This is a genomic window from Staphylococcus schweitzeri (assembly GCF_002902405.1).
GTDB classification, from domain to species: Bacteria; Bacillota; Bacilli; order Staphylococcales; family Staphylococcaceae; genus Staphylococcus; species Staphylococcus schweitzeri.
In genome coordinates this window covers 123,772-149,578 of sequence record NZ_PPQS01000044.1, presented here as the reverse complement: position 1 = coordinate 149,578, position 25,807 = coordinate 123,772, and the positions used below count along the sequence as shown (strand labels likewise).

General features: G+C 32.3%; 19 protein-coding genes. 9 read left to right on the top strand and 10 right to left on the bottom strand.

What is annotated here, in order from left to right; all coding sequences use genetic code 11:
• Window positions 1-121: 121 nt before the first annotated feature.
• Window positions 122-1,816 carry a septation ring formation regulator EzrA gene (ezrA, locus tag CD116_RS11065; protein WP_047426191.1) on the bottom strand — a complete coding sequence of 565 codons (1,695 nt, stop codon included), beginning with the start codon at window positions 1,814-1,816 and terminating at the stop codon, window positions 122-124.
• A gap of 136 nt (window positions 1,817-1,952) precedes the next feature.
• On the opposite strand from ezrA, the gene CD116_RS11060 reads away from it, so the two are divergent.
• Complete coding sequence (locus CD116_RS11060) at window positions 1,953-2,417, top strand: GAF domain-containing protein (protein ID WP_047532126.1); 465 nt, start codon at window positions 1,953-1,955, stop codon at window positions 2,415-2,417.
• 242 nt (window positions 2,418-2,659) lie between these two features.
• Window positions 2,660-3,262, top strand: a complete 603-nt coding sequence (gene rpsD / locus CD116_RS11050; RefSeq protein ID WP_000090508.1) for a 30S ribosomal protein S4 — start codon at window positions 2,660-2,662, stop codon at window positions 3,260-3,262.
• A gap of 197 nt (window positions 3,263-3,459) precedes the next feature.
• On the opposite strand, the gene CD116_RS11045 is transcribed toward rpsD, so the two are convergent.
• Window positions 3,460-4,203, bottom strand: coding sequence for a glycerophosphodiester phosphodiesterase (locus tag CD116_RS11045; protein ID WP_047550226.1), 744 nt, complete (start codon window positions 4,201-4,203; stop codon window positions 3,460-3,462).
• 79 nt (window positions 4,204-4,282) lie between these two features.
• On the opposite strand from CD116_RS11045, the gene CD116_RS11040 reads away from it, so the two are divergent.
• The 3 genes from CD116_RS11040 (at window position 4,283) to serA (ending at window position 7,828) form a co-directional block, all read left to right on the top strand.
• Complete coding sequence (locus CD116_RS11040) at window positions 4,283-4,729, top strand: OsmC family protein (protein ID WP_047550230.1); 447 nt, start codon at window positions 4,283-4,285, stop codon at window positions 4,727-4,729.
• A 347-nt stretch (window positions 4,730-5,076) separates the two neighbouring features.
• Window positions 5,077-6,237 carry a pyridoxal-phosphate-dependent aminotransferase family protein gene (locus CD116_RS11035; protein ID WP_047530622.1) on the top strand — a complete coding sequence of 387 codons (1,161 nt, stop codon included), beginning with the start codon at window positions 5,077-5,079 and terminating at the stop codon, window positions 6,235-6,237.
• On the top strand, window positions 6,224-7,828 hold the full coding sequence (serA, locus tag CD116_RS11030) for a phosphoglycerate dehydrogenase (RefSeq protein ID WP_047530624.1): 1,605 nt from the start codon (window positions 6,224-6,226) through the stop codon (window positions 7,826-7,828). Before CD116_RS11035 ends, serA begins: the two co-directional genes overlap by 14 nt.
• Before the next feature lie 148 nt (window positions 7,829-7,976).
• On the opposite strand, the gene CD116_RS11025 is transcribed toward serA, so the two are convergent.
• From CD116_RS11025 to CD116_RS11015, 3 genes are all read right to left on the bottom strand, one after another.
• Window positions 7,977-9,107, bottom strand: coding sequence for an HAD family hydrolase (locus tag CD116_RS11025; protein WP_047550233.1), 1,131 nt, complete (start codon window positions 9,105-9,107; stop codon window positions 7,977-7,979).
• A 102-nt stretch (window positions 9,108-9,209) separates the two neighbouring features.
• Window positions 9,210-10,676: an N-acetylglucosamine-specific PTS transporter subunit IIBC gene (nagE, locus tag CD116_RS11020; RefSeq protein WP_047530629.1), complete on the bottom strand. Its 1,467-nt coding sequence runs from the start codon at window positions 10,674-10,676 to the stop codon at window positions 9,210-9,212.
• Between the two features lie 120 nt (window positions 10,677-10,796).
• Window positions 10,797-11,414 carry a lysophospholipid acyltransferase family protein gene (locus CD116_RS11015; RefSeq protein WP_047530632.1) on the bottom strand — a complete coding sequence of 206 codons (618 nt, stop codon included), beginning with the start codon at window positions 11,412-11,414 and terminating at the stop codon, window positions 10,797-10,799.
• A gap of 169 nt (window positions 11,415-11,583) precedes the next feature.
• Here CD116_RS11015 and CD116_RS11010 point away from each other — a divergent pair, with 169 nt between their 5' ends.
• The gene (locus tag CD116_RS11010) at window positions 11,584-12,858 is read left to right on the top strand and encodes a S1C family serine protease (RefSeq protein WP_047426182.1); all 1,275 of its coding nucleotides are present in this window, start codon (window positions 11,584-11,586) and stop codon (window positions 12,856-12,858) included.
• Between the two features lie 130 nt (window positions 12,859-12,988).
• On the opposite strand, the gene tyrS is transcribed toward CD116_RS11010, so the two are convergent.
• A complete protein-coding gene (tyrS, locus tag CD116_RS11005) occupies window positions 12,989-14,251 on the bottom strand; it encodes a tyrosine--tRNA ligase (RefSeq protein WP_047426181.1) in 1,263 nt (420 codons plus the stop codon).
• A 387-nt stretch (window positions 14,252-14,638) separates the two neighbouring features.
• Between tyrS and CD116_RS11000 the strand changes: the two genes are divergently transcribed.
• On the top strand, window positions 14,639-15,544 hold the full coding sequence (locus CD116_RS11000; RefSeq protein WP_047550241.1) for a transglycosylase domain-containing protein: 906 nt from the start codon (window positions 14,639-14,641) through the stop codon (window positions 15,542-15,544).
• Between the two features lie 228 nt (window positions 15,545-15,772).
• On the opposite strand, the gene CD116_RS10995 is transcribed toward CD116_RS11000, so the two are convergent.
• From CD116_RS10995 to acsA, 3 genes are all read right to left on the bottom strand, one after another.
• On the bottom strand, window positions 15,773-18,478 hold the full coding sequence (locus CD116_RS10995; protein WP_047550244.1) for an NEAT domain-containing protein: 2,706 nt from the start codon (window positions 18,476-18,478) through the stop codon (window positions 15,773-15,775).
• Window positions 18,479-18,808: 330 nt separating this feature from the next.
• Window positions 18,809-20,476, bottom strand: a complete 1,668-nt coding sequence (locus tag CD116_RS10990) for a formate--tetrahydrofolate ligase (RefSeq protein WP_047426178.1) — start codon at window positions 20,474-20,476, stop codon at window positions 18,809-18,811.
• A gap of 448 nt (window positions 20,477-20,924) precedes the next feature.
• Window positions 20,925-22,631 (bottom strand): acetate--CoA ligase, encoded by a 1,707-nt coding sequence (gene acsA / locus CD116_RS10985; protein WP_047550249.1) that lies wholly within the window; start codon window positions 22,629-22,631, stop codon window positions 20,925-20,927.
• Window positions 22,632-22,799: 168 nt separating this feature from the next.
• Between acsA and CD116_RS10980 the strand changes: the two genes are divergently transcribed.
• Complete coding sequence (locus tag CD116_RS10980; protein ID WP_047550259.1) at window positions 22,800-23,432, top strand: hypothetical protein; 633 nt, start codon at window positions 22,800-22,802, stop codon at window positions 23,430-23,432.
• A 23-nt stretch (window positions 23,433-23,455) separates the two neighbouring features.
• Window positions 23,456-24,625, top strand: a complete 1,170-nt coding sequence (locus tag CD116_RS10975; protein ID WP_047550261.1) for an acetoin utilization protein AcuC — start codon at window positions 23,456-23,458, stop codon at window positions 24,623-24,625.
• A gap of 79 nt (window positions 24,626-24,704) precedes the next feature.
• On the opposite strand, the gene ccpA is transcribed toward CD116_RS10975, so the two are convergent.
• A complete protein-coding gene (ccpA, locus tag CD116_RS10970; protein ID WP_047550263.1) occupies window positions 24,705-25,694 on the bottom strand; it encodes a catabolite control protein A in 990 nt (329 codons plus the stop codon).
• Window positions 25,695-25,807 lie beyond the last annotated feature (113 nt).

The following is a 25,807-nucleotide window of genomic DNA, read 5'->3' as shown; positions in this document are numbered from 1 at the left end:
GGTAGAACCTTTTCTGAACCATACGCATAGCGTATGGTTTTCTTTTCATAAAAAGAAGTTAAGTAACTTGTACAGTTACTTAACTTCTCATAATTTGACTAATACTTATTTATATAATTTTCTATTGTTTAATAACTTCTTCTTCAATATGTTTTGTAACACCAGGTTCCACACTTTCAAGTGCTTGTTCTGAAATTTCAATCGCACGTTTATAGCGATTATTTTTAAACAATCTTTCAGCTTCATTCAAGCTTTTATCTACATTACTATAATCTTTACGATATCTGTTTCCATATTGAATTAGTTTCTCAGCATAAACAGCGTTAACGAGAACATCGTTTGCTTCATCTTCAAATGTATTCATTTGTATAACAATTTTAGATACTTTATCTTTTAATTGTTTAACATGAATTGGGCGCTCACTAAATTGTTCATTCACGTCACGAACTTCATGATCGATTTCATTTTTCATAATGATAAATCTTTCTGGCACACTTGTTAAGTTAGAAGCAAGTAATCGACGATATACTTCCTCTTTCTTTGATTGCACACGCAATAAATTATCTTCTGCTTCTGCTTCATCCTCACGTAATTGAATTAGATGATTTTGAAGCTTTTCTTGTTTTTCATTAATTACTGTGACATGATCTTCAAGATATTGTAAATTGTCTTGAACTTCACTATATCGTACAGCTGATTTAGACATTTCTTTTAAAATATCATCGTACACAGAAATCAAACTTTGAATTTCATTTTCAAACTGACGAACACTTTGTGCATCAGATTCATTAATATAATAGTTTTCACGTACATATACAATTTCAGTTTGTAACGTGTAGTTCATGTCTTTAGCTTTAAATAAATTATCAGTAATGATATCTTTTGTTTCCTCAACATCATTTTTAGCTTTAACTTCATGTTCAATTAAATCATACATGTCATCTAACTTATCATTAATATGAGCTAATTTATCATTTGCTTCTTCTAATTCTAAACGACTGATAAGTGGTTCAACGAAGCTTAGTTCTGTTTTCAAACTTTGTAACGTACTATCTACTTTTACGTGATCAAGGTCATATCCTTCTACTTTAAGATCACGACAACCATATTTTAAATCTTGGAATTGACCAGGTAATTCTTTTTGTGTTTCTCTAATTAATTCTGGTATTTCTTCCATATATGACCTCAGCTGTTTCATCTGTTCATTCAAGGCAGCTATATGGTTGTGCGCTTGTACATAATTACCATCAACTTTAAGAACTTCAAATTGCTCTAACTTTGGCTCAAACTTTTCAATTTCAGTTTCAAGTAAACTTGCTGCTTCACCAAATTGATGGCGATTCGCTAATACATCACGTTTCATTTCTCGATAATCGACTTTACATTTATCATATAACTCATCATTATCTTTATATAACGCAATAATTTCGTTTACATCTTCCAATTGTTGTTGATAACTTTGTTCATAGCTATCTAACAATTCATTTGCATCGTCAATTTCAGTTTGAGACGCATTAAAACTAAATTTATCTAGTAAAGCCTCGGCATTATGGATTTTTTCTTCCACAGGAGCTAGATACTTATTTGTACTCTCTACGTTGTCCTTTTTCATTGCATCGTATTTCGTTTTTGTTTCACCTTTTAAATTCAACTTAGATAATTGTGCAAGGTTTTGATCAAAAGGTAACGTTTCAATTTCATTTTTACGTTCTATTGCTTTTTCAATAATCTGTCTTTTGTTAGAACGTAAATAGAACAATACACCTACAGCAATCAATATAATCACAATTATTGCCAAAATGATATATAACACCATATGCTTCTCCTCCTAATTTATCATTACTATTATAACGTAATTTTGCTTAAGGATAAATTATAAAATGAATTTATTGCCATAATATTTTCGAAATTCTATACTATTATAAAATCTATGAAAATAAGAGGATTTAAATATGACAACAATTAAGCCAACAAATTACGCATTATTAAAGAAACAAACTGCAAGTCTTATTGAAGATGAACATCATATAATTGCTATTTTGAGTAATATGTCTGCATTGATAAATGACAATTTAGATCAAATTAATTGGGTCGGCTTTTATTTAAAAGAACAAGATGAACTTATACTTGGTCCTTTCCAGGGACACCCTGCTTGTGTTCACATACCAATTGGTAAAGGTGTATGTGGAACAGCAGTTTCTGAACGACGCACACAAGTTGTTGCTGACGTCCATCAATTTGAAGGACATATTGCTTGTGATGCCAATAGTAAATCAGAAATTGTTATTCCGATTTTCAAAGACGATGAAATCATTGGCGTATTAGATATTGACGCACCAATTACAAATCGCTTTGACAAAAATGATCAAGAGAATCTTGAAGCAATTGTTAAAATAATAGAACGACAATTGCTTTAAATAAAAACAAGATTCTTAATAAAGCATTGACACTTTCTAGGAAAATGTTACAATAATCTTTGTGTGAATTAACGAAAGTAGCAGTTGTATATTATTGAGCGCTATGTTGTTCCCAATGCGGACGTGTCACGTAACTGTCGCTATAAGGTGAAGACACATAAAACAATATATCTTAGTAAGCATGCAACACTCTTTTTTGTTTATTCATAACAACAAAAAAGAATTAAAGGAGGAGTCTTATTATGGCTCGATTCAGAGGTTCAAACTGGAAAAAATCTCGTCGTTTAGGTATCTCATTAAGCGGTACTGGTAAAGAATTAGAAAAACGTCCTTACGCACCAGGACAACATGGTCCAAACCAACGTAAAAAATTATCAGAATATGGTTTACAATTACGTGAAAAACAAAAATTACGTTACTTATATGGAATGACTGAAAGACAATTCCGTAACACTTTTGACATCGCTGGTAAAAAATTCGGTGTACACGGTGAAAACTTTATGATCTTATTAGCTAGTCGTTTAGACGCTGTAGTATATGCATTAGGTTTAGCTCGTACTCGTCGTCAAGCACGTCAATTAGTTAACCACGGTCATATCTTAGTAGATGGTAAACGTGTTGATATTCCATCTTATTCTGTTAAACCTGGTCAAACAATTTCAGTTCGTGAAAAATCTCAAAAATTAAACATCATCGTTGAATCAGTTGAAATTAACAATTTCGTACCTGAATACTTAAACTTTGATGCTGATAGCTTAACTGGTACTTTCGTACGTTTACCAGAACGTAGTGAATTACCTGCTGAAATTAACGAACAATTAATCGTTGAGTACTACTCAAGATAATAGCGTTCAATACAAACACCCACTTTTGTGGGTGTTTTTTTATACTTTATTTTAATAGTTCACTTTAATCGGAATTCTCCTATCTCCATGGTTGCGTATTAATTAACAGTCCTTCAAGTATATACTTATCTCTGCTATCTAAAAAATAAATTCAGTTAGTTCCATATGTGGCACCTGAAATATCAAATACATTCAAGTCACTTCAAAATATTTTCAGATTCATCTGTAATCAAACCATCTACCCCATACTTTAATATTTTTTTAGCAATACTAGATTTATTTACTGTATAAGGCATGACTTTCAAATGATGACGATGTGCTTCCTCAACGAATCTTCTAGACACTAAAGCATAATTAGGATTAACATAATTTGCCATTTGAGAAATCCTTGAATAGTTCGGTTTTTTGTACCAATATTTGCGTTTACTACAAAGTACACCTAATTCATATTCGCAACATAATTCACATAAATGTTCAATACAACTAATGTCAAAAGATTGGATAATCACTTGTGATGAATGAATCCCCCAATTCTTTAAAATTGCTAACAATTTACGCTCTATTCCTGGATATAAATTCGGCTTTTTTATTTCAATCAACAACTTTTTCTTAAACATTAAGCATAACTCAATCACTTCATCTAAAGTTGGTATTTGTTCACCTTTAAACTTACTGTCTTTATAACTACCAAAATCAAACGTCTTTAGTTGTGATAAAGTATAGTCGGCTATACGTCCTTTTCCATTTGATGTACGGTCAATAGTTTCATCATGAATGACAACAAGATGTTGATCTTTCGTTAAGTGAACATCAATTTCTAACATATCAACATTAAGTTCCATTACTTTTCGATAACCAGAGATTGTATTTTCAGGAAATGCATTCGGCAATCCACGATGAGAAACAATTTGAAATGTATCTTTTTGATCATTCAAATTCATAAATAAGTCACCTTTCTGTAAAACTGTATCAATCTAATCTAAACTTAAACTATCATATTATTTTAGGAGGTAAAAGCATTTGATTCATCATGATTTTAAAGTTCATACATCTTGGCAAGGTGGACGTAACAACATTGGAACAGTTAAAGGCGATGTTCTTTCTGAGAAAATTTCTATTCCAGCTTCATTAGGTGGTGTAGGTATCGGTACTAACCCCGATGAGATGTTAGTTTCGGCAGCTTCATCATGTTACATTATTTCATTAGCCGCTGTACTCGAACGCGCAAAGTTTACTAATGTTTTGATAGAACAAAACTCTGTAGGTACAGCTTGTTTAGAAAATGGAAAATTCAGTATGGTGAAGATTGTCCACTACCCCCAAATATATATTTCAAATGATCAAAAAGACCTACTACAAAAAAGATTACCAAAGTTGTTAGAAATTGCTGATAACAACTGTATGATTTCAAATGCATTAAAAAATAATGTTAAAATAGAAATTCGACATGACATTTTAACCCATTAAAAATTTGAAGATGGAGTGGGACAGAAATGATATTTTTACAAAATTTATTTCGTTGTCCCCCGCCAACTTGCATTGCCTGTAGAATTTCCTTTCGAAATTCTCTATGTTTTTGGGCCCCACTTGCACATTTTTGTATGCTGACTTTTCATTCAGTCGACTACTGCCAATATAACATTGTAGAGCTTATAACATTGCGACATGTTCAATTCAAAGTTTTCATTTTTTCAATATCTACTTTGAAGGAAGCATTTCATTGATTTGCGTCTTAGGCTCGTTTTCTTTTTAGGCTTTTAAATTTTCAGAAAATTTGCTAAAATAGTGGAATATTATTTATAGGAGGCATATAAATGTATTATCATCAACCGTTGTTATTAACACCTGGCCCTACTCCTGTTCCGGATGCCATTATGAAAGAAATTCAAGCACCTATGGTTGGTCATCGTTCAAAAGATTTTGAAGATATTGCACAACAAGCATATCAAGGATTAAAACCTATTTTTGGAAGTCAAAATGATGTACTTATATTAACATCAAGTGGTACAAGCGTATTGGAAGCAAGTATGTTAAATATTATAAATCCCGATGACCATTTCGTAGTAATTGTATCTGGTGCATTTGGTAAACGTTTCAAACAAATTGCAGAAACCTACTTTAAAAATGTACATGTTTATGACGTCACTTGGGGAAAAGCTGTTAACGTCGAGGATTTCATCAATTATTTATCTACATTAAATGTTGATATTAAGGCAGTATTTTCTCAATATTGTGAGACATCTACAACAGTATTGCATCCTATTCATGAATTAGGTAATGCAATACATGCATTCAATAAAGATATTTATTTTGTCGTCGATGGTGTAAGTTGCATTGGTGCAGTCGATGTTGACATAACTAAAGATAAAATAGATGTACTAGTTTCTGGAAGCCAAAAAGCAATTATGTTACCTCCTGGATTAGCTTTTGTCGCATATAGTCATCGTGCAAAAGAAAGATTTAAAGAAGTAACAACACCAAGATTTTACTTAGATTTAAATAAATATATTTCATCACAAGCAGATAATTCTACACCTTTCACACCAAACGTTTCATTATTTAGAGGCGTCAATGCATATGTAGAAACTGTAAAGTCAGAAGGATTTAATCATGTCATCGCTCGTCATTATGCAATTAGAAATGCATTAAGAGGCGCTTTAAAATCACTAGATTTAACTTTACTTGTTGATGATGAAAATGCATCACCTACAGTAACTGCTTTTAGGCCAAATACAAGTGATGAAGTGAAAGTTATAAAAAATGAACTTAAAAATCGTTTTAAAATAACAATAGCAGGCGGACAAGGACATCTCAAAGGAGAAATTTTAAGAATTGGTCATATGGGAAAAATTAGTCCATTTGATATTTTAACTGTTGTATCTGCTTTAGAGATAATCTTAACAGAATATCGCAAAGTTAATTATATTGGCAAAGGTATTACAAAATATATGGAGGTCATTCATGAAGCAATTTAACGTACTCGTCGCAGATCCAATTTCTAATGATGGTATTAAATCGTTGTTAGCTCACGAACAATTTAATGTAGAAATTAAAACTGGATTATCTGAAGAAGCATTGATGGAAATTATACCAACTTATCATGCTTTAATCGTTCGCAGTCAAACTACTGTTACAGAAAGTATTATACAAGCCGCTGACTCTTTAAAAGTAATAGCTCGTGCTGGTGTTGGTGTAGATAATATTAATATTGACGCAGCGACATTAAAAGGTGTATTAGTTATCAATGCGCCTGATGGTAATACCATATCAGCAACCGAACACTCCTTAGCTATGTTGTTAGCTATGGCTCGTAATATACCACAAGCACATCAATCGTTAACAAATAAAGAATGGAATCGCAATGCTTTTAAAGGTACTGAATTGTATCATAAAACATTAGGAGTGATTGGTGCTGGTCGAATCGGTTTAGGTGTAGCCAAACGCGCACAAAGTTTTGGTATGAAAATTTTAGCATTTGATCCATATTTAACTGATGAAAAAGCTAAATCCTTAAATATTACTAAGGCAACTGTTGACGAAATAGCACAACAGTCTGATTTCATTACTTTACATACACCATTAACAACTAAGACAAAAGGCTTAATTAATGCTGAATTCTTTGCAAAAGCGAAAAGAAATTTACAAATTATCAATGTAGCACGCGGAGGAATCATTGATGAAAAAGCATTGATTACTGCTTTAGATGAAGGTCAAATTAGTCGTGCAGCTATCGATGTCTTCGAACATGAGCCTGCAACAGATTCTCCACTTGTTGAACATGAGAAAATCATCGTCACACCACATTTGGGTGCATCAACGGTAGAAGCTCAAGAAAAAGTAGCGATTTCCGTATCAAAAGAAATTATAGAAATATTAATTGATGGTACTGTAACACATGCTGTAAATGCACCAAAAATGGATTTAAGTAGTATAGATGATACTGTTAAATCGTTTATTAATTTAAGCCAAACAGTTGGTGAATTAGCTATTCAACTTATGCACAATGCACCTAGTTCAATTAAAATTACATACGGCGGCGACTTAGCTTCCATCGACAGTAGTTTATTAACGCGTACGATTGTTACACATATTTTAAAAGATGATTTAGGTCCTGAAGTCAATATTATCAATGCATTAATGCTATTAAACCAACAACAAGTAACATTAAATATTGAAAACAATAAATCTGAAACTGGTTTTAGCAACTACTTAGAAGTGGAACTTTCAAATGACACAGATTCTGTTAAGGTAGGTGCTTCTGTATTTACTGGGTTTGGTCCTAGAATCGTTCGTATAAATAATTTCTCTGTAGATTTAAAACCAAATCAATATCAAATCGTGTCTTATCATAACGATACACCTGGTATGGTTGGAAAAACTGGTGCATTATTAGGTAAATACAATATTAATATTGCTTCTATGACTCTCGGTCGAACAGAAGCTGGTGGCGACGCACTAATGATTTTATCTGTTGATCAACCAGTATCAAATGATATTATAAAGGAACTTAAACAAGTTGGAGAATATAACCAAATCTTTACAACTGAATTGACAGTACAGTCATAATCAATTCATGTACATTCAAAATGCCAAGAAGACATTGGATTACTTCCATAGCTTCTTGGCATTTTTTTATTATTAATTTCATTTAAATCAATATGAAACCACTGTTTCAATAGTTTATTTCATAATATACTGTTCAACAACAATCAATTTATAAATTATCTATTACGCCTCTTAGTTCTCCTAAATGATTAATAATATAGTCGGCATGATGCGCTACTAACTCACCTGCAGCATCTTTTCCTTTCAAACCAGTTAATGTACCAATAAATGTTGCGCCAATTTTTTGAGCACTTAATAAGTCCGCTAACGAATCACCTACTATAAATACGTCATCTTTATTTACAATGTTATCTTGTTTATTGATATAAAATTCATATTTATCGTGTTTATTACCATATAAAGCTGCGATATAACTAAAAGGATTCGGCTTTCCTAATGGTCGTGCTTGAGGATACATATTCTCCGCTTCTAAAACATCACTTGCTGTTGCAATAAAATCGGCTTCAAAATATGCTAATAACCCCAAATTTTCAAATGGCACAACAGTCTCAGTATATGGACGACCTGTGGCAATACCTAATTTGTAACCAGAATCTTTTAAATCATTCAGAAGCGACTTTACTTCATCTACTGGTCTTAAAATAATTTCTTGATAAATATAACCTGTTTTAAAAGTAGTTCGCGCTATTTTCTTTTCAACTTGTTCAAATAGTTTCGATCCTAAATACCACTCTTGATACACTTCTTGAGCTAACGTCCACAATTCACCCTTTAAACTGAACAATGATGCATCAGAAATTTGTAATTGTGATTTTGCAAAATTTTCCAACGCTGCATAAATATTGTTTTTACCATCTTTAACATGGTTTAAAAAGTTTAAAGGTAATTGCTCAGTTAAAATAAATGGTTCTTTTAACTGCTCTTTAATTTTTGGTAATTTTAACTCTACAGGTTCATTAATATACAAAAATGATGCTATATCTTCGTGTGATAATTTTTTTAAAACATCTATTAAGTGTATACTAAAAACAATAAATAACATATCCCAATTTGAGTTCAATCCTAATGATTTTAACTTATTTAAAACTTTATCATCCTGAAAAACTTTTTTTCTAATTTCTTGAATGTTTTTATCATTTATAGTCTCCCAATCTATATGTGAATGAAGTCCCAAAAATTGTTTATCCATTAATAGTTCGTAAACAGTTAATGCAGAGACATCAAAGCAACGTTCTTCACTTAAAAAGACACCATCTACATCAAATAAAATCTTTTTCATAATCCCCACTCCATTTCTGAAAATTCAGATATAAATCATTCTACTATTTGGTTTAAAAAAGCGCAAACCCCATTTGAAACAGGATCTGCGCTTATATCAATTTTATAATTGTTTTTCAATTTCATCCGCAATTTGTTGTACATGTGTACCAATAATAACTTGCGTTGAATGTTTGCCATTGACAGTAACACCAACTGCACCGGCATTTTTAATCTTCTGTTGATTAATAATAGATGTGTCTTTTAACTCTAGACGCAACCTTGTTGCACAATTGGTTAAATTAAGAATATTCTCTTGACCACCTAAACCTTCTAATATTTGTATAGCATGATGATAATATTTACTTTGATTCACATCATTTTCACCTGGTGCTATATTTTCTTTCCCGACAGTTGGATCAACTAATTCATTTTCTCCTCTACCTATTGTATTTAAATTGAATACTTGAATCACTACTCGGAAAATAACATAGTACAAAACAAAGAATACAACTCCTTGAACGAGTAGCATTAGAGGATGATTGGATATAGGATTAATCAAAGATAAAACGTAATCAATGAGCCCTGCACTAAATGAAAAGCCAGCTGTCCAATGGAAACTTGCTGCAATAAATAGTGATAATCCAGTTAATAGTGCATGTACAACATACAGAATTGGTGCAACAAACATAAATGCAAATTCAATTGGTTCTGTTACACCAACGAAGAATGCTGCAACTGAACTGGCAAGAAACCAACCATAAACTTGTTTTTTCTGCGTTGACTTAGCTGTATGATACATTGCTAAGGCTGCTGCAGGAATACCAAACATCATAATTGGAAAGAAACCAGCTTGATAACGTCCAGTAATACCTTTTATCGCATCTTTACCGCTTTGGAATTTACCAATATCATTAATACCAATCGTATCAAACCAAAATACACTATTTAGTGCATGATGTAACCCTGTAGGAATCAGTAATCGATTAGCCACACCATAAATAAATGCACCAAATGATCCTAAACCAACAATTGATTCACCAAATTTTACAATCCATGTGTATAGTATTGGCCAAACAAATAATAATATAACAACCAAGAATGTACAATAAAAAGCAGTCATAATTGGTACTAAACGTTTACCACTAAAAAATGATAGTGCTAATGGTAATTCTGTTTCACTAAATTTGTTGTATGCATAGGCTGCTATCAAACCTATCACGATACCTACAAATACATTACCATTATTCATTTTTTCAAAAGCTGAATTAATTTCTGAGACTTTCATTCCTAATAAAGGGGCCAATTTTATGGGTGATAATACAACCGTCACTAAAAAATACCCTAGGGCAGCAGCAAGTGCAACGGCACCGTCATTTTTCTTTGCCATCCCTATGGCAACACCAATAGCAAACAAAATACCTAATTGCTCTAAAATCGTAGTACCTACAGTCGTAAAGAACATTGCGATTTTCGGCGTCACATGAAGTGCATTTAATGTATTCCCAATCCCAGCTATGATTGCAGCAGCCGGTAAAATGGCAACTGGTAACATTAAGGAACGCCCTAAATTTTGGAAAAATTTATACATTGAATGTCATCCCTTTTAAATAAGGTAGGAATATAAAGATTACTATTCTTTCTAGCATAACTGATGTAAAACTCAGTTATCTAGACGCACTAACCAGCTTTATTCCTACCTCAAATTATTTTATAAACTTTTTACAATTTCATGCAATTCTTGTTGTAATTTTGCCGTTTGAGCTTCGATTTCTTTTGTAATGTAATCGATGCGCTCATTACGTTTTAAATCTTTAGGCAAATCACTAATATCAATCGGTTTACCAATATTTATGTATGCTTGGCCCGTTAAAAGACCGTGAATTTTTGTCGGTCCAACATAAGCAACCGGTAAAATTGGTGATTTACTTAACATCGCAATTGTGGATGCACCACGTTTAAGAGGTGCTCCTTCTTGTGAAGTACGTGAACCCGTTGGGAAAATACCAACTGTTTTGTGTTCTTTCAATAAATTGATTGGTCGTTTTAAAGTACTTGGTCCTGGATTTTCACGATCAACTGGAAAAGCATTTAAAGAAGTTAAAAATTTACCAATCCATTTATTTTTAAATAATTCCTTTTTAGCCATATAATGGATTTGATTCGGATATAACGCCATTCCAAGCATGATTACTTCATTGTAGCTTTCATGCGTACATGTTACGACGTACTTACTATCTTTTGGAATATTATCCTTACCGATTACGTATAACGATTTTGACATTTTCACTAAAATAAAGTTCAAAATCTTACTAATCACTGAATACATTGTGCCACCTACTTAACTTATTTGTTTATAACAACTAGATTTTATCACTATATTTTTACTAGAACAAGACAGTCTGAAAATACATCTAAAGTTGTATAGTGAAATACTAGCTTTAATTGTAAAAAACAATCATAATTAAACTAAATAAATTTTATAATGGAGGTTAAGTATGTCAGAATTTAATCAATCAGATCATAGTACAACAAATCATAATCAATCGCCTAGATACAGAAAACCAAAATTCCCATGGTTTAAAACTGTAATCGTTGCATTAATCGCCGGAATTATAGGTGCACTTCTTGTTCTTGGTATAGGAAAGGTTTTAAGTAGTACTATTTTAAATAAAGACGGTTCAACTGTACAGACTACCAACACTAAAGGAGGAAATCAATTAGACAGTCAAAGCAAAAAATTCGGTTCCGTACATGAAATGATAAAATCTGTCTCTCCTGCAATTGTTGGTGTTATAAATATGCAGAAAGCTTCAAGTGTCGATGACTTATTAAAAGGTAAATCATCAAAACCATCTGAAGCGGGTGTCGGTTCAGGTGTTATTTATCAAATAAATAACAATTCAGCTTATATTGTGACAAATAATCATGTTATTGATGGCGCAAGTGAAATTAAAGTCCAATTACATAATAAAAAGCAAGTAAAAGCAAAGTTAGTTGGTAAAGATGCAGTAACTGATATTGCCGTCCTTAAAATCGAAAACACAAAAGGTATTAAAGCTATTCAATTTGCTAATTCTTCAAAAGTACAAACTGGTGACAGCGTGTTCGCAATGGGTAACCCACTTGGATTACAATTTGCTAACTCTGTGACATCTGGTATCATTTCAGCAAGTGAACGTACTATTGACGCTGAAACAACTGGTGGCAATACAAAAGTCAGCGTTCTTCAAACAGATGCTGCTATTAACCCAGGTAACTCAGGTGGTGCATTAGTAGATATTAATGGTAATTTAGTTGGAATTAACTCAATGAAAATTGCTGCGACACAAGTTGAAGGTATCGGTTTTGCTATTCCAAGTAATGAAGTTAAAGTAACAATTGAACAGCTTGTAAAACACGGTAAAATTGACCGCCCTTCAATTGGTATTGGACTAATTAATTTGAAAGACATTCCTGAAGAAGAACGTGAAGAACTTCATACTGATAGAGAAGACGGTATTTATGTCGCAAAAGCTGATAGTGATATTGATCTTAAAAAAGGTGATATTATTACAGAAATTGATGGCAAGAAAATTAAAGATGATGTTGATTTAAGAAGCTATTTATATGAAAATAAAAAGCCTGGTGAATCTGTCACTGTTACCGTTGTTCGTGATGGTAAAACAAAAGAAGTTAAAGTGAAATTAAAACAACAAAAAGAACAACCAAAACGTCAAAGCCGATCAGAACGTCAATCACCTGGACAAGGTGATAGAGATTTCTTTAGATAATTTTAAAATATACAATACACAAAAAGCCCACGCATATTCATTCGTAAGAATGTTATGTGTGGGCTCTACTTTATTTATCTCAACAATGTTTTAATCGTTGTTATTTTTCACGTCTTGTATATTGTGTTATTTATTGATAGTTAACCATAAAGTATTTTTTCTTACCACGACGAATAATCGTAAATTCGCCATCAATTTTATCTTCTAGTGCTAATGCATAATTAACATCTTGTTGTCTTTCACCATTTATATAAATCGCACCATTGTTTACATCTTCTCGTGCTTGTCGTTTAGATGGAGAAATACCAGTTTCAATTAGTACATCAACGATATTTGTTGTATCATTTGATAAAGTTACTTGTGGAACATCTTTAAAACCATCTTTTAATTCTTTAGCTGATAAAGACTTCAATTCACCACTAAATAATGCTTGTGAAATACGAATTGCATCATTTAATGCATCTTCACCATGAATAAATTTAGTAACTTCTTCTGCTAATGTTTTTTGAGCTTCACGTAAATGAGGTGCTTCATTTTTAGATTGTTCTAAACGATCAATTTCTTCTTTTCCTAAGAAAGTAAAGTACTTTAAGAACTTAATAACATCATCATCTGATTGGTTAATCCAGAATTGATAGAATTCATAGGGACTTGTTTTGTCAGCATCTAACCATACAGCACCAGATTCGGACTTACCAAATTTCTTACCATCTGATTTAGTGACTAGTGGAATTGTTAAACCAAATGCATCTGTTTGACCATACATACGGCGCATTAACTCAATACCACTCGTAATATTCCCCCATTGATCCGAGCCACCAACTTGAATCTTACAATTCAATTCTCTATTTAAATGACCAAAATCGATAGCTTGTAAAATGGTATATGTGAATTCCGTATATGAGATTCCGTGTTCCAAACGACTTTGAATAGAATCTTTACCTAACATATAATTTACGCCAACATGTTTTCCGTAGTCTCGTAAAAAGCTAATTAATGAAATTTGACCTAACCAGTCTCTATTATTAACAAGCACTGCACCATGATCTGTACCAAATTCAAAAATATTGTGCATTTGCTTACTAATACCTTCGATATTTTTATCTACTTGATCTTCTGTTTGCAATACACGTTCCTCTGATTTACCTGAAGGATCACCAATCATACCTGTGCCACCACCAATTAGAACAATAGGGCGATGACCGTGTTCTTGAAAACGTCTTAAAGTTAAGAATGGAAGTAAGTGTCCGATATGCAAGCTATCTGCAGTTGGATCTGCACCACAGTATAATGTTACTTGTTCTTTATTTAATAAATCTTCAATACCCTTTTCATCTGTTTGTTGATAGATAAGACCTCTCCATTTTAAATCCTCAATTAATGCATTCGTCATTATGTTTCCTCCTGTTATATTGTGAAATTTTAATATCATTTTAAAATGCTTAAAAATTTTCTGAATAAAAAACACCCCTACATTATTATTATGTAAGGGCGCTTTTGCACGTTACCACCAAACTTAAACATTCTTCTTTTCATAAGAAAAATATCCACTCTATTAATGATACGTTCATTAACAAACGTAGGATGTTTCATTTATCAAGGTGTATTCATATTATAAAAACACTAGTTCACAGCAACCACTAGCTCTCTGATGACTTTTAATAATACTACTTGTCCTTTTATCCTATTCTTTATGCATTTTCCCTAATTATAATTAACGTTAAAATAAAAGTCAAATTGCTTAAATATGGTATACTATACGTAATTTAGGAGGTTAAAGATGACAAATCAAGACTACAATCACCAATTGAATCATCGTATGTATCAATTTGAAAAGATATATAAAACGATTAAACACATCATCGTGTTTATATTTATGATTTCCATTGCTATCCTGTCTATTGCTGTGATTGCGATGTCTTTCTATTTTCATCATTTAACTAAAACATCCGATGCAATTTCAGATGAATCTTTAATAAAAAAAGTTCGACAATTACCTGGTGATGAATTATTAGATCATACTAATAAAAATATATTATATGAATATAATCACTCTCAGAACTCACTCATTATTGGACCAAAAACATCAAGTCCTAACGTCATTAAAGCATTAACATCGTCAGAAGACACTTTGTTTTATAAACATGACGGCATCTTACCAAAAGCAATATTAAGAGCCATGATTCAAGATATTTTTAATACTAATCAAAGTTCTGGTGGTAGTACCATCACACAACAACTCATTAAAAATCAAGTACTTAGCAATGAAAAAACATATAGTAGAAAAGCAAATGAACTTCGCTTGTCTATAAGATTAGAACATTTACTTTCAAAAGATGAGATTATATATACGTATTTAAATATTGTTCCATTCGGTCGAGATTATAATGGTTCTAATATTTCTGGTATTGCATCCGCTTCATACAGTTTGTTTGGTATTCCACCAAAAGATTTATCAATTGCACAATCTGCTTATCTAATCGGACTATTACAAAGTCCATACGCCTATACACCTTATGAAAAAGATGGTTCTTTAAAATCTGATAAAGAATTAAATTATAGTATTCAGAGACAACATTATGTATTAAAGCGTATGTTAATCGAAGATCAAATTACTAAAAAAGAGTATAATGATGCATTAAAATATGATATTAAATCACATTTATTAAATCGAAAAAAACGTTAAATGATAAGGGCGTAATTACAAAGAATATCAATCAATTCAAAAATTAATATAGAAAAGCAGCAGTAAGATTATTCCAACTTAGAAAATATCTTACTGCTGTTCCCTATTTATACGATACTTCGTATTGAATGGCTTCGCTTTACGCGTCTCGCACATTATTGCAAAATTCTATTTATAGAATTTTTGATGACGAGTCCCTACCTAGTGTGCCGTCACAGACTCAACTAATTATTTTGTTTCTTTTCTATTTCTAGGGATGAATAAAGCTAACATACCTAATAGCATATATGCGCCCCACCAAGATTGATTTGAAGGTGTTCCTCCCGTTTTAGGTAATATTTTAAATTGACTACGCTTTTTATCTTTTGATAATGATTTAGTAGTATTATTTGATTTTATCGGTTGATTTGTGATTATGTGTGCATCACTAGGAGCACGTTCAGTCGTCTTGTTATTAGAAACATTAACTGCATTATTATGTTCAACTTTATCAGTTATATTATCAACATGTATTGCTTTGACTTCATATTTATCAGCAACTTTTTCATTGTCGCTATTTGATTCTTTGCCACCATCGTTATCAATATCTTTATTTTCACTACTATTAACATCTTTAATAACCGGAGTATTCATTCCTTCGAGATTATTTTCAAGACTGCTATTGTCATTAGCTGTATTCGATGCATCTTCAACATCATGACTATCAACTTTAACCTCTTTATTAGAATTATTATCGGAAACTTTGACTGTGTCGATGTCAATTTCCTTTGTTTCTTCTTTATCAGTCACATTGTTTTGTTCTACAGTCGTATTATTTTTTATGCTTGAAGCTGTTTCTGTATTGTTCGTTTCATTTGATTTTTGTGTATTCTCAAGTGCCACGGTGTTATTCTGACTTACTGCTTCATCTTTTGTCTTGATATCTTGATTGATAATCCTTACATGATATTGACCTTCATAACCAATATTAGCTACAACTACTTTAACAATTGCATTGTATACTGCTTTTCCTGGTACATATGGGAAAATTATCGTTCTAGAATTATTTTTTGCATCTTTAGAAACCGTAGTAACACGTTTCCCTTCTACAATTAAATCTTTCCAATAACTGTCATCTTTCGTCTTCATTACAACATATTTTTGACCATTTAATGTTGCAGTATAGAATGGATGTTCAACAAATCCATCCATAACTGACTCATTATTTTCTTCACTTTCAAAAACAACAAAATTAGCTTCTTGTAAATCAGTTAATTGATCATTTGTAGGTGTAACATTTTCAAATTCTGTAACTGCAGATTTAACTTGATCAGCTAACTCAATTCTAGTTTGATCTAGTTTCTTTTTATATTCTGCTTTATATTTTTCTGGTAATTTTTCTTGTAGTTTTTCTAATTCATAAACTTGTCTCTCTAACGTCTTAGCTTTTTGGTAAGGTGCTAATAGTTTTTGTAAATTATATGTTTCTTCATCAATATAGTCATCTGGATTATTAGTAATTGGTTGAGCAAAAACCATTAATGTATAATCATAGTCTTCATGGATATTCTCACCATATTCAATAGATGACACAATTTTAACTTCTCTCGTACCATCAGAAACTGGGAAACGAATATATGCATAATCTTTATCAGAGTCATATGAAACTAATTCGACTGGTAACTTTTTATCACCTTCATAGATTTCAAATTTTTTCCACGTTGAAGCTGTTTTTAACCCCAATTCAATAACAGGCCCTGTTTTTGTAAAAATAACAATTGCTGGTTCTACAGTACTTGCATAATGATAAAACTGTCTTTCACCTTTGTCATTTTTCATTTGAAAATCAATTGGACGCCAATTATCGGCAGTATGTTCCTTATCAATGATAGCCGGATTTTTAATTGCTCCTTGAAGTGATTCATCTGCTGGTGGATATTGTTGATCTCCATTAGATTGATTATTTGACTCATTCGTTGAGTCGCTAGTATCAATACGTTGATTTGTATCATGATCTTCTTGATTTGCTGTTTGATCTGTGTTAATTGACGATTCTGGTTTAGTTGCTTGACTTGTATTGGCCGATGTCTGCGATTGATTTTGTGTATTATTATTTGATGGTGTGACTTGATTAGACGCATTAGTGTTTGCTTGATTATTTGAATCTGAATGATTATCTTCTGAGGTTGTTTCATTTGTATCCGTTAATACAAGTGATGGATCATTATAAATCGGTTTAGCGAATAATAGTTTAGTATAATCATATCTCACTTCTTCTTCGCCATCATTTTGCGTTGAAGATACTATTTTAAGCTCTTGCGTTCCATCTGAAACAGGAAAACGAATATATGCATGATCTTCTGGTAAAGGACTATACGAAACAAGCGTCACCGGTAGCTTTTGATTATTTTCATATACTTCAAATTTTTTCCATGTTGAAGCTGTATTAAGATCTAATTCAACTTCAGCTTTCTTTTTCGTATAATATACATCTGCTGGATCTTTGATACTGAAAAAATGATAGTACTGAGTTTCATTATTTTCATCTAATAATTGGAAATGTACTTGCTCTTTTGGACCAATGTTATGTTCTTTGTTTTCTACTGCAGGATTTTTAATAGCATCTTTTAACGATTCATCCGCGGCTGGATAAGTAGTTGTTGTGTTCGCTGCTTGATTAGTAGATTCTGTTTGCTTTGTATCTTTTTGAGTTTGTGGAGTAGTTGTATTACTTTGTGACTGTGATACAGTTGCATTATTTTGTGATTGTGTCGCAGTTGCAGAGTTATTCTTTTGATTTTCTACAGTACTATCCGCCTTTTCAGTATTCTCAGCTGCCTCTGCATGGTTTTGAGAAGTAATTAAGAAAAGTGTACTTATTATTACTGATGCTACACCTAGAGTTGATTTTCTAATTGAGTAGAAAGACCTTAATTTTGGTTGATGTTTGTTCATGTTGTTCACAACTCCTATAAATTATATTTAATTGATAATAATTATCAATATCATCATTGTTTATTGTACTTATCCCCGCTAAATATTGCAACCCATTTTATATAAAATTAATATATTTTATTGGGGTTTTTGTTTTTATTCTCTAAATAACTTGCTGCTTTTAAAAGCACTATTTAATTCTTTTTAAGCAAAAGATTCATCAAAGCAAATTTATTTTTGGGATACGAAAAAAATGGACTGCTGAAAATAATTAATTTCCAACAGCCCAGTTTATTATAAAAGCATGATATTCAATTACTTAAATATTACTTTAAATTGTGATAATTTATTTTAGAATAAGCCAATTGCATGACCATCGTCTGTAACATCCATATTTAACGCTGCTGGTTTTTTAGGTAAACCAGGCATAGTCATAATCGCTCCTGTTAAAGCTACGATAAACCCTGCACCTGTTTTAGCTTCTAATTCACGAATTGTAATTTCAAAACCTGATGGTGCACCTAATAATGTTTGGTCATCTGAGAACGAATATTGAGTTTTCGCCATACATATTGGATAATTGTCCCAACCATTATCTTTAAATTGCTTTAATTGCTTTTGAGCTTTACTACTAAACGTTACTTTTGACCCTCCATAAATTTCAGTCACGATTTTTTCAATTTTTTGTTCTAATGGCAATTCTAATTCATATAAAGGTTTAAATGAATTTGGCTGGTCAATGACTTCTAATACTTTATTTGCTAATTCAACGCCACCTTTTCCACCTTTTTCCCAAACTTCAGTTAAGGCAATTCGCACATCGTTTTCTTTAGCCCAAGATTTTACATATTCTACTTCTGCATCTGTATCATGTATAAATGCATTGATAGCAACAACCGGTTCAACACCGAATTTTTTAATATTATTAACATGACGCTCTAAGTTAACAATACCTGCTTTCACCGCTTCTACATTTTCTTCTTTTAAGTTATCTTTCGCAACGCCTCCATGCATTTTTAACGCACGAATAGTCGCAACTACTACTACTGCCGCTGGATCAAATCCTGCTTCACGCGCTTTAATGTCCATGAATTTTTCAGCACCTAAATCTGAACCAAATCCTGCTTCTGTTACAACGATATCAGCTAAATCACGTGCTGTTTCAGTCGCTAAAATTGAATTACATCCATGTGCAATATTTGCAAATGGCCCACCATGAACTAACGCAGGTGTTCCTTCAATTGATTGAACCAAGTTCGGTTTGATTGCATCTTTCAAGATCATTGCGAGTGCACCTTGAACTTTTAAATCTGCAACTGTAACTGGCTTACGATCTCTTGTATATCCGATTGTAATACGACTAATTTTATCTTTTAAGTCTTTAATACTTCTACTTAAACAAAGGATTGCCATAATTTCTGATGCAACCGTTATATTAAAACCATCTTCACGAGGCACACCATTTGTAGGTCCACCTAAACCAACGTTGACATGTCTAAGTGCACGATCATTCATGTCTAACACTCGTTTCCATTCAATACGTCTTTGATCGATTCCTAATTCATTACCCTGATGGATGTGATTATCAATAAACGCAGACAATGCATTATTTGCAGTTGTAATAGCATGGAAATCCCCATTGAAATGTAAGTTGATATCTTCCATAGGTAAGACTTGCGCATAACCACCACCTGTTGCGCCACCTTTAATACCGAATGTTGGTCCTAAAGCAGGCTCTCGTAATGCAACCATTACGTTTTTATCTAATTCATGGAATGCATCAGCTAAACCAACTGTAACTGTTGATTTACCTTCACCAGCTGGTGTTGGACTCATTGCAGTTACTAAAACGACTTTCCCTTTGTTTTCTCTTGGCGTAATTTTATTAATGTCGATTTTAGCTTTGTAATGACCATAAGGTTCTAGTGCATCCTCTGAAATGCCAACGGAAGCAGCAATATCCTTAATTGGTTGTAATGTTGATTGGTTCGCAATATCTAAATCTGATAAATGAGTCAACTTTGTTTCGCCCCTTTTTGTTTGTTTATTTAATGCATGATAAATATGTAAGTTGTAGCTAAGATTATTTTACTTACATTCATATAATAACGAACTGTTAAAAACTTGTCGACTAAATTGGGTTAGCGCTTTCATTTTTGCAATAATTTTAATATTTAATGTTTTGATTTAAACAAAAGTTAGCACTTAGATATTATTGTTATCTATCTATATATGCCTTTACTATTTGCAAGATTCTTTATATCCTTGATAAAAAATAAAAAGCAACATAAAGACTTATCCTTTTAGGTATAGAACCATTTCAAAAATTTCATCTTGAAACGATATTCCTTAAACTAGATAGACTTCATATTGCTTTTACAGATTATTTTATATTATAGAATTAACAAAAAAACAATTATTTGCCGTGTTTTGTCGAAACATTTTATTTTGATTTTAAGTAGGATTTTTATTCCATCGTACTTAAATCACCTGCATCTAAGTCTAACTCCCATGCTTTTAAAACTCGTCTCATAATTTTACCAGAACGTGTTTTTGGCAATTTATCTTTAAATTCTATTTCGCGAGGTGCTGCATGCGCAGATAAACCTTCTTTGACAAACAAACGAATGTCTTCTTTTAATTCATCAGTCGGTTCATAACCTTTTCGAAGCGCAACAAAAGCTTTAATAATTTCACCTCGAACTGGATCAGGTTTACCAATAATTCCTGCTTCTGCAACTGCTTCATGTTCTACCAATTTAGATTCAACTTCAAATGGTCCAACACGTTCTCCTGCTGTCATAATGACATCGTCTACTCGTCCTTGGAACCAATAGTAACCGTCTTCGTCTTTATATGCTGAATCACCTGATACATACCAATCTCCAATAAAATACGAGTTGTATTTTTCAGGATTTTTCCATATACGATGCATCATTGATGGCCAACCTTTTTTAATGGCAAGATTCCCCATACGGTTAGGTGGCAATTCATTGCCTGCATCATCAATTATAGCCGCTTCAATGCCAGGCAATGGTTTCCCCATTGAACCAAGCTTAACGTCCATCGTCGGATAGTTCACAATCATATGTCCGCCAGTTTCTGTCATCCACCAAGTATCTAGTACAGTTAAACCATAAACCTTTTTAGCCCATTTAATAACTTCAGGATTTAATGGTTCTCCAACAGATAAGATAGCACGTAATGATGACAAGTCGTATTTATTAACGATATCATCACCAGCACTCATTAACATTCTTAATGCTGTTGGAGCAGTATACCAAATTGTCACTTTAAAATCTTCAATCATGCTATACCATTGTTCTGGTGAAAAACGACCACCTGCAATACAATTGGTAGCACCATTTAACCATGGCGCAAAAATACCATATGACGTCCCTGTAACCCATCCAGGATCAGCAGTACACCAATATACATCGTCTTCTTGTAAATCTAATACATATTTACCTGAAATATAATGTAACAACATCGCTTGTTGTACATGTAAAACACCTTTAGGTTGGCCAGTTGATCCAGATGTATAATGTAAAATCAAACCATCATCTGGTTTTAGCCATTCTATGTCGAAATCATCACTTTCATTTTTCATTAAAGTATTAAAGTCTATGTAACTTTCTTCGACATCATCATCAACAACAACAATCTTTTCTAGGTGTGGTAATTTTTCTTGTGGTACTCGTGATAATAATGATTTGTTCGTTATTAATACTTTTGCTTCACTATTTTCTAATCTATCTACAACCGCTTTCTCCATAAATGCTTCAAACAATGGTCCTACAATTGCGCCAACCTTTAATACACCTAATAATGCAACATACAGTTCAGGTGTACGTGACATGAATATAAATACCCTGTCTCCCTTTTCAACACTCGCATGTTTAGACAAAACATTGGCAGCTTTATTTGATAAACGTTGCATCTCCTTATATGAATAAGATTCTTTTCTATATTCATCTTTATAATTTAATGCAATTTTATCCCCTAATCCTTGTTCAACATGACGATCAATACACTCATATGCCATATTCATTTTTCCAGTTTTATTCCAAGAAAATGCACGTTCTACATCTTGCCAGTTAAAGTTTTTGTACGTTTCCTCATAATCTTTAAGATTATGAGTTCCTTGACTTCCTTTGTATACTTCGACTTTCATTTGAAACTCCCCCTTTATTCTGTGAAAACGCTTTCTTTCCAATATTATACATAACATTTCTAATTATTCAAAATTTTTACTTTTATACTTTTACTAGTGTTAATTATTGTAAATTTTCTTTATAATGATTTTAATACAACTATGATGCCCTAGTGAGGAGTTGAAATTATGGATCATGTAAAGACGTACCAATACGAACGATATCATATTAATGACAAAGAATTTGTAATTGAGGGGCCTATGTCTTACGATGATTTGAAAGCTCTTTCTTTTGATGTACATTTAACAGCTTTTAGAGATTCAGAAGATCAATTTGAAGCATTGCTTGAAATAACAACTTTAAAAGAAGGTAGAATTTATATAGTACGTCTAGATCAATTAGTTGTTGGCTATGTTACATATCATTATCCTGATGAAATTGAAAGATGGTCTACAGGAAACCTCCCATATTTAATTGAACTGGGAGCAATTGAAGTAAGCATTAACTTCAGACAATTACAATTAGCAGAAAAGCTCATTCAACTTAGTCTATCCGCCCCAGAATTTGATGATTATATAGTTATTACAACAGAATATTACTGGCACTGGGATTTGAAGAATTCGAAATTAGATGTTTTTGAATATAAAAAAATTATGCAACGTTTAATGGCAAAAGGTGGACTTGAAATTTTTGCTACGGATGATCCAGAAATCACTAGTCATCCAGCTAATTGTTTAATGGCAAGAATCGGCAAACACATTACTATAGAACAGCAACAAGCGTTTGATGATATTCGTTATATGAATCGATTTTTCTTTTAATTTTGGAATATCGGAGGGATTATATGCAAAAAAAATCAACTAAAACTGCATATGTTTATTCAGATAAATTATTACAATATCGCTTTCATGATCAACATCCCTTCAATCAAATGCGTTTAAAATTAACGACTGAATTACTATTGGATGCAAATTTATTACACCCAGAACAAATCGTACAACCTAGAATTGCAACTGATGATGAACTAATGTTGGTGCACAAATACGATTACGTCGAGGCCATTAAACATGCATCACATGGAATTATAAGTGATGATGAAGCCAAAAAATATGGTCTGAACGATGAAGAAAATGGTCAGTTTAAACATATGCATCGACATAGCGCAACTATTGTTGGAGGTGCTTTAACGCTAGCAGATCTTATCATGTCAGGAGAGGTACTAAATGGTTGTCACTTAGGTGGTGGTTTACATCATGCACAACCTGGTCGAGCAAGTGGATTTTGTATCTATAATGATATAGCGGTCACAGCAAAATATCTTGCCACTAAGTATCAACAACGTGTCTTAATTGTTGATACCGATGCCCATCATGGTGATGGAACACAATGGAGTTTTTATGCAGATAATAATATCGTAACTTATTCTATACATGAAACTGGTAAATTTTTATTTCCTGGATCAGGTCATTATACTGAACGAGGTGAGGATATTGGCTATGGACATTCAGTTAATGTTCCCCTCGAACCATATACTGAAGACGCTTCATTTATAGAATGCTTTAAAATGACAGTTGAACCTGTAGTTAAAGCATTTAAACCAGATATTATTTTAGGTGTTAATGGTGTGGATATACATTATCGTGATCCACTAACACATTTAAATTGTACGCTACAATCATTGTATGAAATACCTTATTTTGTTAAAAAATTAGCAGATCAATATACTAATGGGAAAGTTATCATGTTCGGTGGTGGAGGCTATAATATTTGGCGCGTAGTTCCACGAGCATGGAGTCATGTATTTTTGAGTTTGGTTAATCAGCCTATTCAAAGTGGATATTTACCTCTAGATTGGATTAATAAATGGAAACATTACTCTTCTGAATTATTACCTAAAAGATGGGAAGACCGTTTAAATGACTATACTTATATACCTAGAACTAAAGAAATCAGTGAGAAAAATAAAAAATTAGCCATGCATATTGCCAGTTGGTATGATTCAATGCAACCATAATTCACAACTTAAAATATTTAAATAAAAGGCATTCATCCGACAATTGTGATTGTTAGATGAATGCCTAATTTATGTTAAATTATTTTGTTGTTCCACGATATTCAATTCTATGAGGTAAAACAACATTTGGTTCTTCTATCTTTTCATCGTTCATATATTTCGTCAATAAGCGCATCCCTACAGCACCAATATCATATAACGGTTGGATTACACTAGAAAGTTGTGGTCTTACCATTTCAACTAAACGGGTATTATTGAAACTAATGATTTGTAAATCTTCAGGAACCTTTATACCAGCATCCATTGCACTGTGCATAATTCCAATAGCTTCTTCGTCACTGATACATAAAATAGCATCCGGAAGATTCCCTTTCATTTTAGCGAATGCTTTTACACCTTCTTTATAGCTTTCAGCACCCGTACAATTTAACGCATCACCTAATTGTAGGCCATTTTTATCTAAAACTTCAGTCAAACCAACTAATACATCTTCCTGAGCTTTTTTAGAATGCTCTCCACCTACTAGTGCAAAAGATTTTGCACCCTCTTCAATTAAGTGTTTCGTGATTTCTTTTGCTGCTTCGGTAAAATCAATATTAACTGATGCAATGTGAGCATCTTTACCATTTGTACCAGATACAACTACCGGTACAGATGATTGATTAATCAATTCTTTCATTTCTTCAGTAATAGTCCCACCAAGGAAAATAATACCATCAACTTGTTTGCTTAATAAGTTGTTAAATATTTCTTTTTCTTTTTCAGGATCATTATCAGAGTTCGAAATAATTGAGTGGTATTTGTACATTGTTGCAATATCTTCTAATCCACGTGCTAATTGTGAATAGTAAATATTCGAAATATCTGGGATAATTACCCCTACAGTTGTAGTTTTCTTGCTTGCTAAACCTCTAGCAACAGCATTTGGACGATAATTTAATCGCTTAATGACTTCATTAACTTTATTTTTAGTTTCTGCTTTAACATTTTGGTTCCCATTAACAACACGTGACACAGTGGCCATTGAAACACGTGCTTCTCTTGCTACATCGTATATAGTAACTGTCATAATTTCCTCCTTGTAAACGTTTTATCCATTATAATAACATGCTTTCATACCATTTTCATAGTTTACCATATTTTAATTTACAGTAACATAATTTTGTTTGAAAAATCCCACGA

Coding starts and splice junctions, on each gene's coding strand:
- CD116_RS10980 (WP_047550259.1), top strand. CDS start 22,800: ATGGATCATGTAAAGACGTACCAATACGAACGATATCATATTAATGAC.
- CD116_RS10995 (WP_047550244.1), bottom strand. CDS start 18,478: ATGAACAAACATCAACCAAAATTAAGGTCTTTCTACTCAATTAGAAAA.
- CD116_RS11045 (WP_047550226.1), bottom strand. CDS start 4,203: ATGAATTTGAATGATCAAAAAGATACATTTCAAATTGTTTCTCATCGT.
- tyrS (WP_047426181.1), bottom strand. CDS start 14,251: ATGACGAATGCATTAATTGAGGATTTAAAATGGAGAGGTCTTATCTAT.
- CD116_RS11010 (WP_047426182.1), top strand. CDS start 11,584: ATGTCAGAATTTAATCAATCAGATCATAGTACAACAAATCATAATCAA.
- nagE (WP_047530629.1), bottom strand. CDS start 10,676: ATGTATAAATTTTTCCAAAATTTAGGGCGTTCCTTAATGTTACCAGTT.
- CD116_RS11015 (WP_047530632.1), bottom strand. CDS start 11,414: ATGTATTCAGTGATTAGTAAGATTTTGAACTTTATTTTAGTGAAAATG.
- CD116_RS11060 (WP_047532126.1), top strand. CDS start 1,953: ATGACAACAATTAAGCCAACAAATTACGCATTATTAAAGAAACAAACT.
- acsA (WP_047550249.1), bottom strand. CDS start 22,631: ATGAAAGTCGAAGTATACAAAGGAAGTCAAGGAACTCATAATCTTAAA.
- ezrA (WP_047426191.1), bottom strand. CDS start 1,816: ATGGTGTTATATATCATTTTGGCAATAATTGTGATTATATTGATTGCT.
- ccpA (WP_047550263.1), bottom strand. CDS start 25,694: ATGACAGTTACTATATACGATGTAGCAAGAGAAGCACGTGTTTCAATG.
- CD116_RS11000 (WP_047550241.1), top strand. CDS start 14,639: ATGACAAATCAAGACTACAATCACCAATTGAATCATCGTATGTATCAA.
- CD116_RS10975 (WP_047550261.1), top strand. CDS start 23,456: ATGCAAAAAAAATCAACTAAAACTGCATATGTTTATTCAGATAAATTA.
- CD116_RS11025 (WP_047550233.1), bottom strand. CDS start 9,107: ATGAAAAAGATTTTATTTGATGTAGATGGTGTCTTTTTAAGTGAAGAA.
- serA (WP_047530624.1), top strand. CDS start 6,224: ATGAAGCAATTTAACGTACTCGTCGCAGATCCAATTTCTAATGATGGT.
- rpsD (WP_000090508.1), top strand. CDS start 2,660: ATGGCTCGATTCAGAGGTTCAAACTGGAAAAAATCTCGTCGTTTAGGT.
- CD116_RS11035 (WP_047530622.1), top strand. CDS start 5,077: ATGTATTATCATCAACCGTTGTTATTAACACCTGGCCCTACTCCTGTT.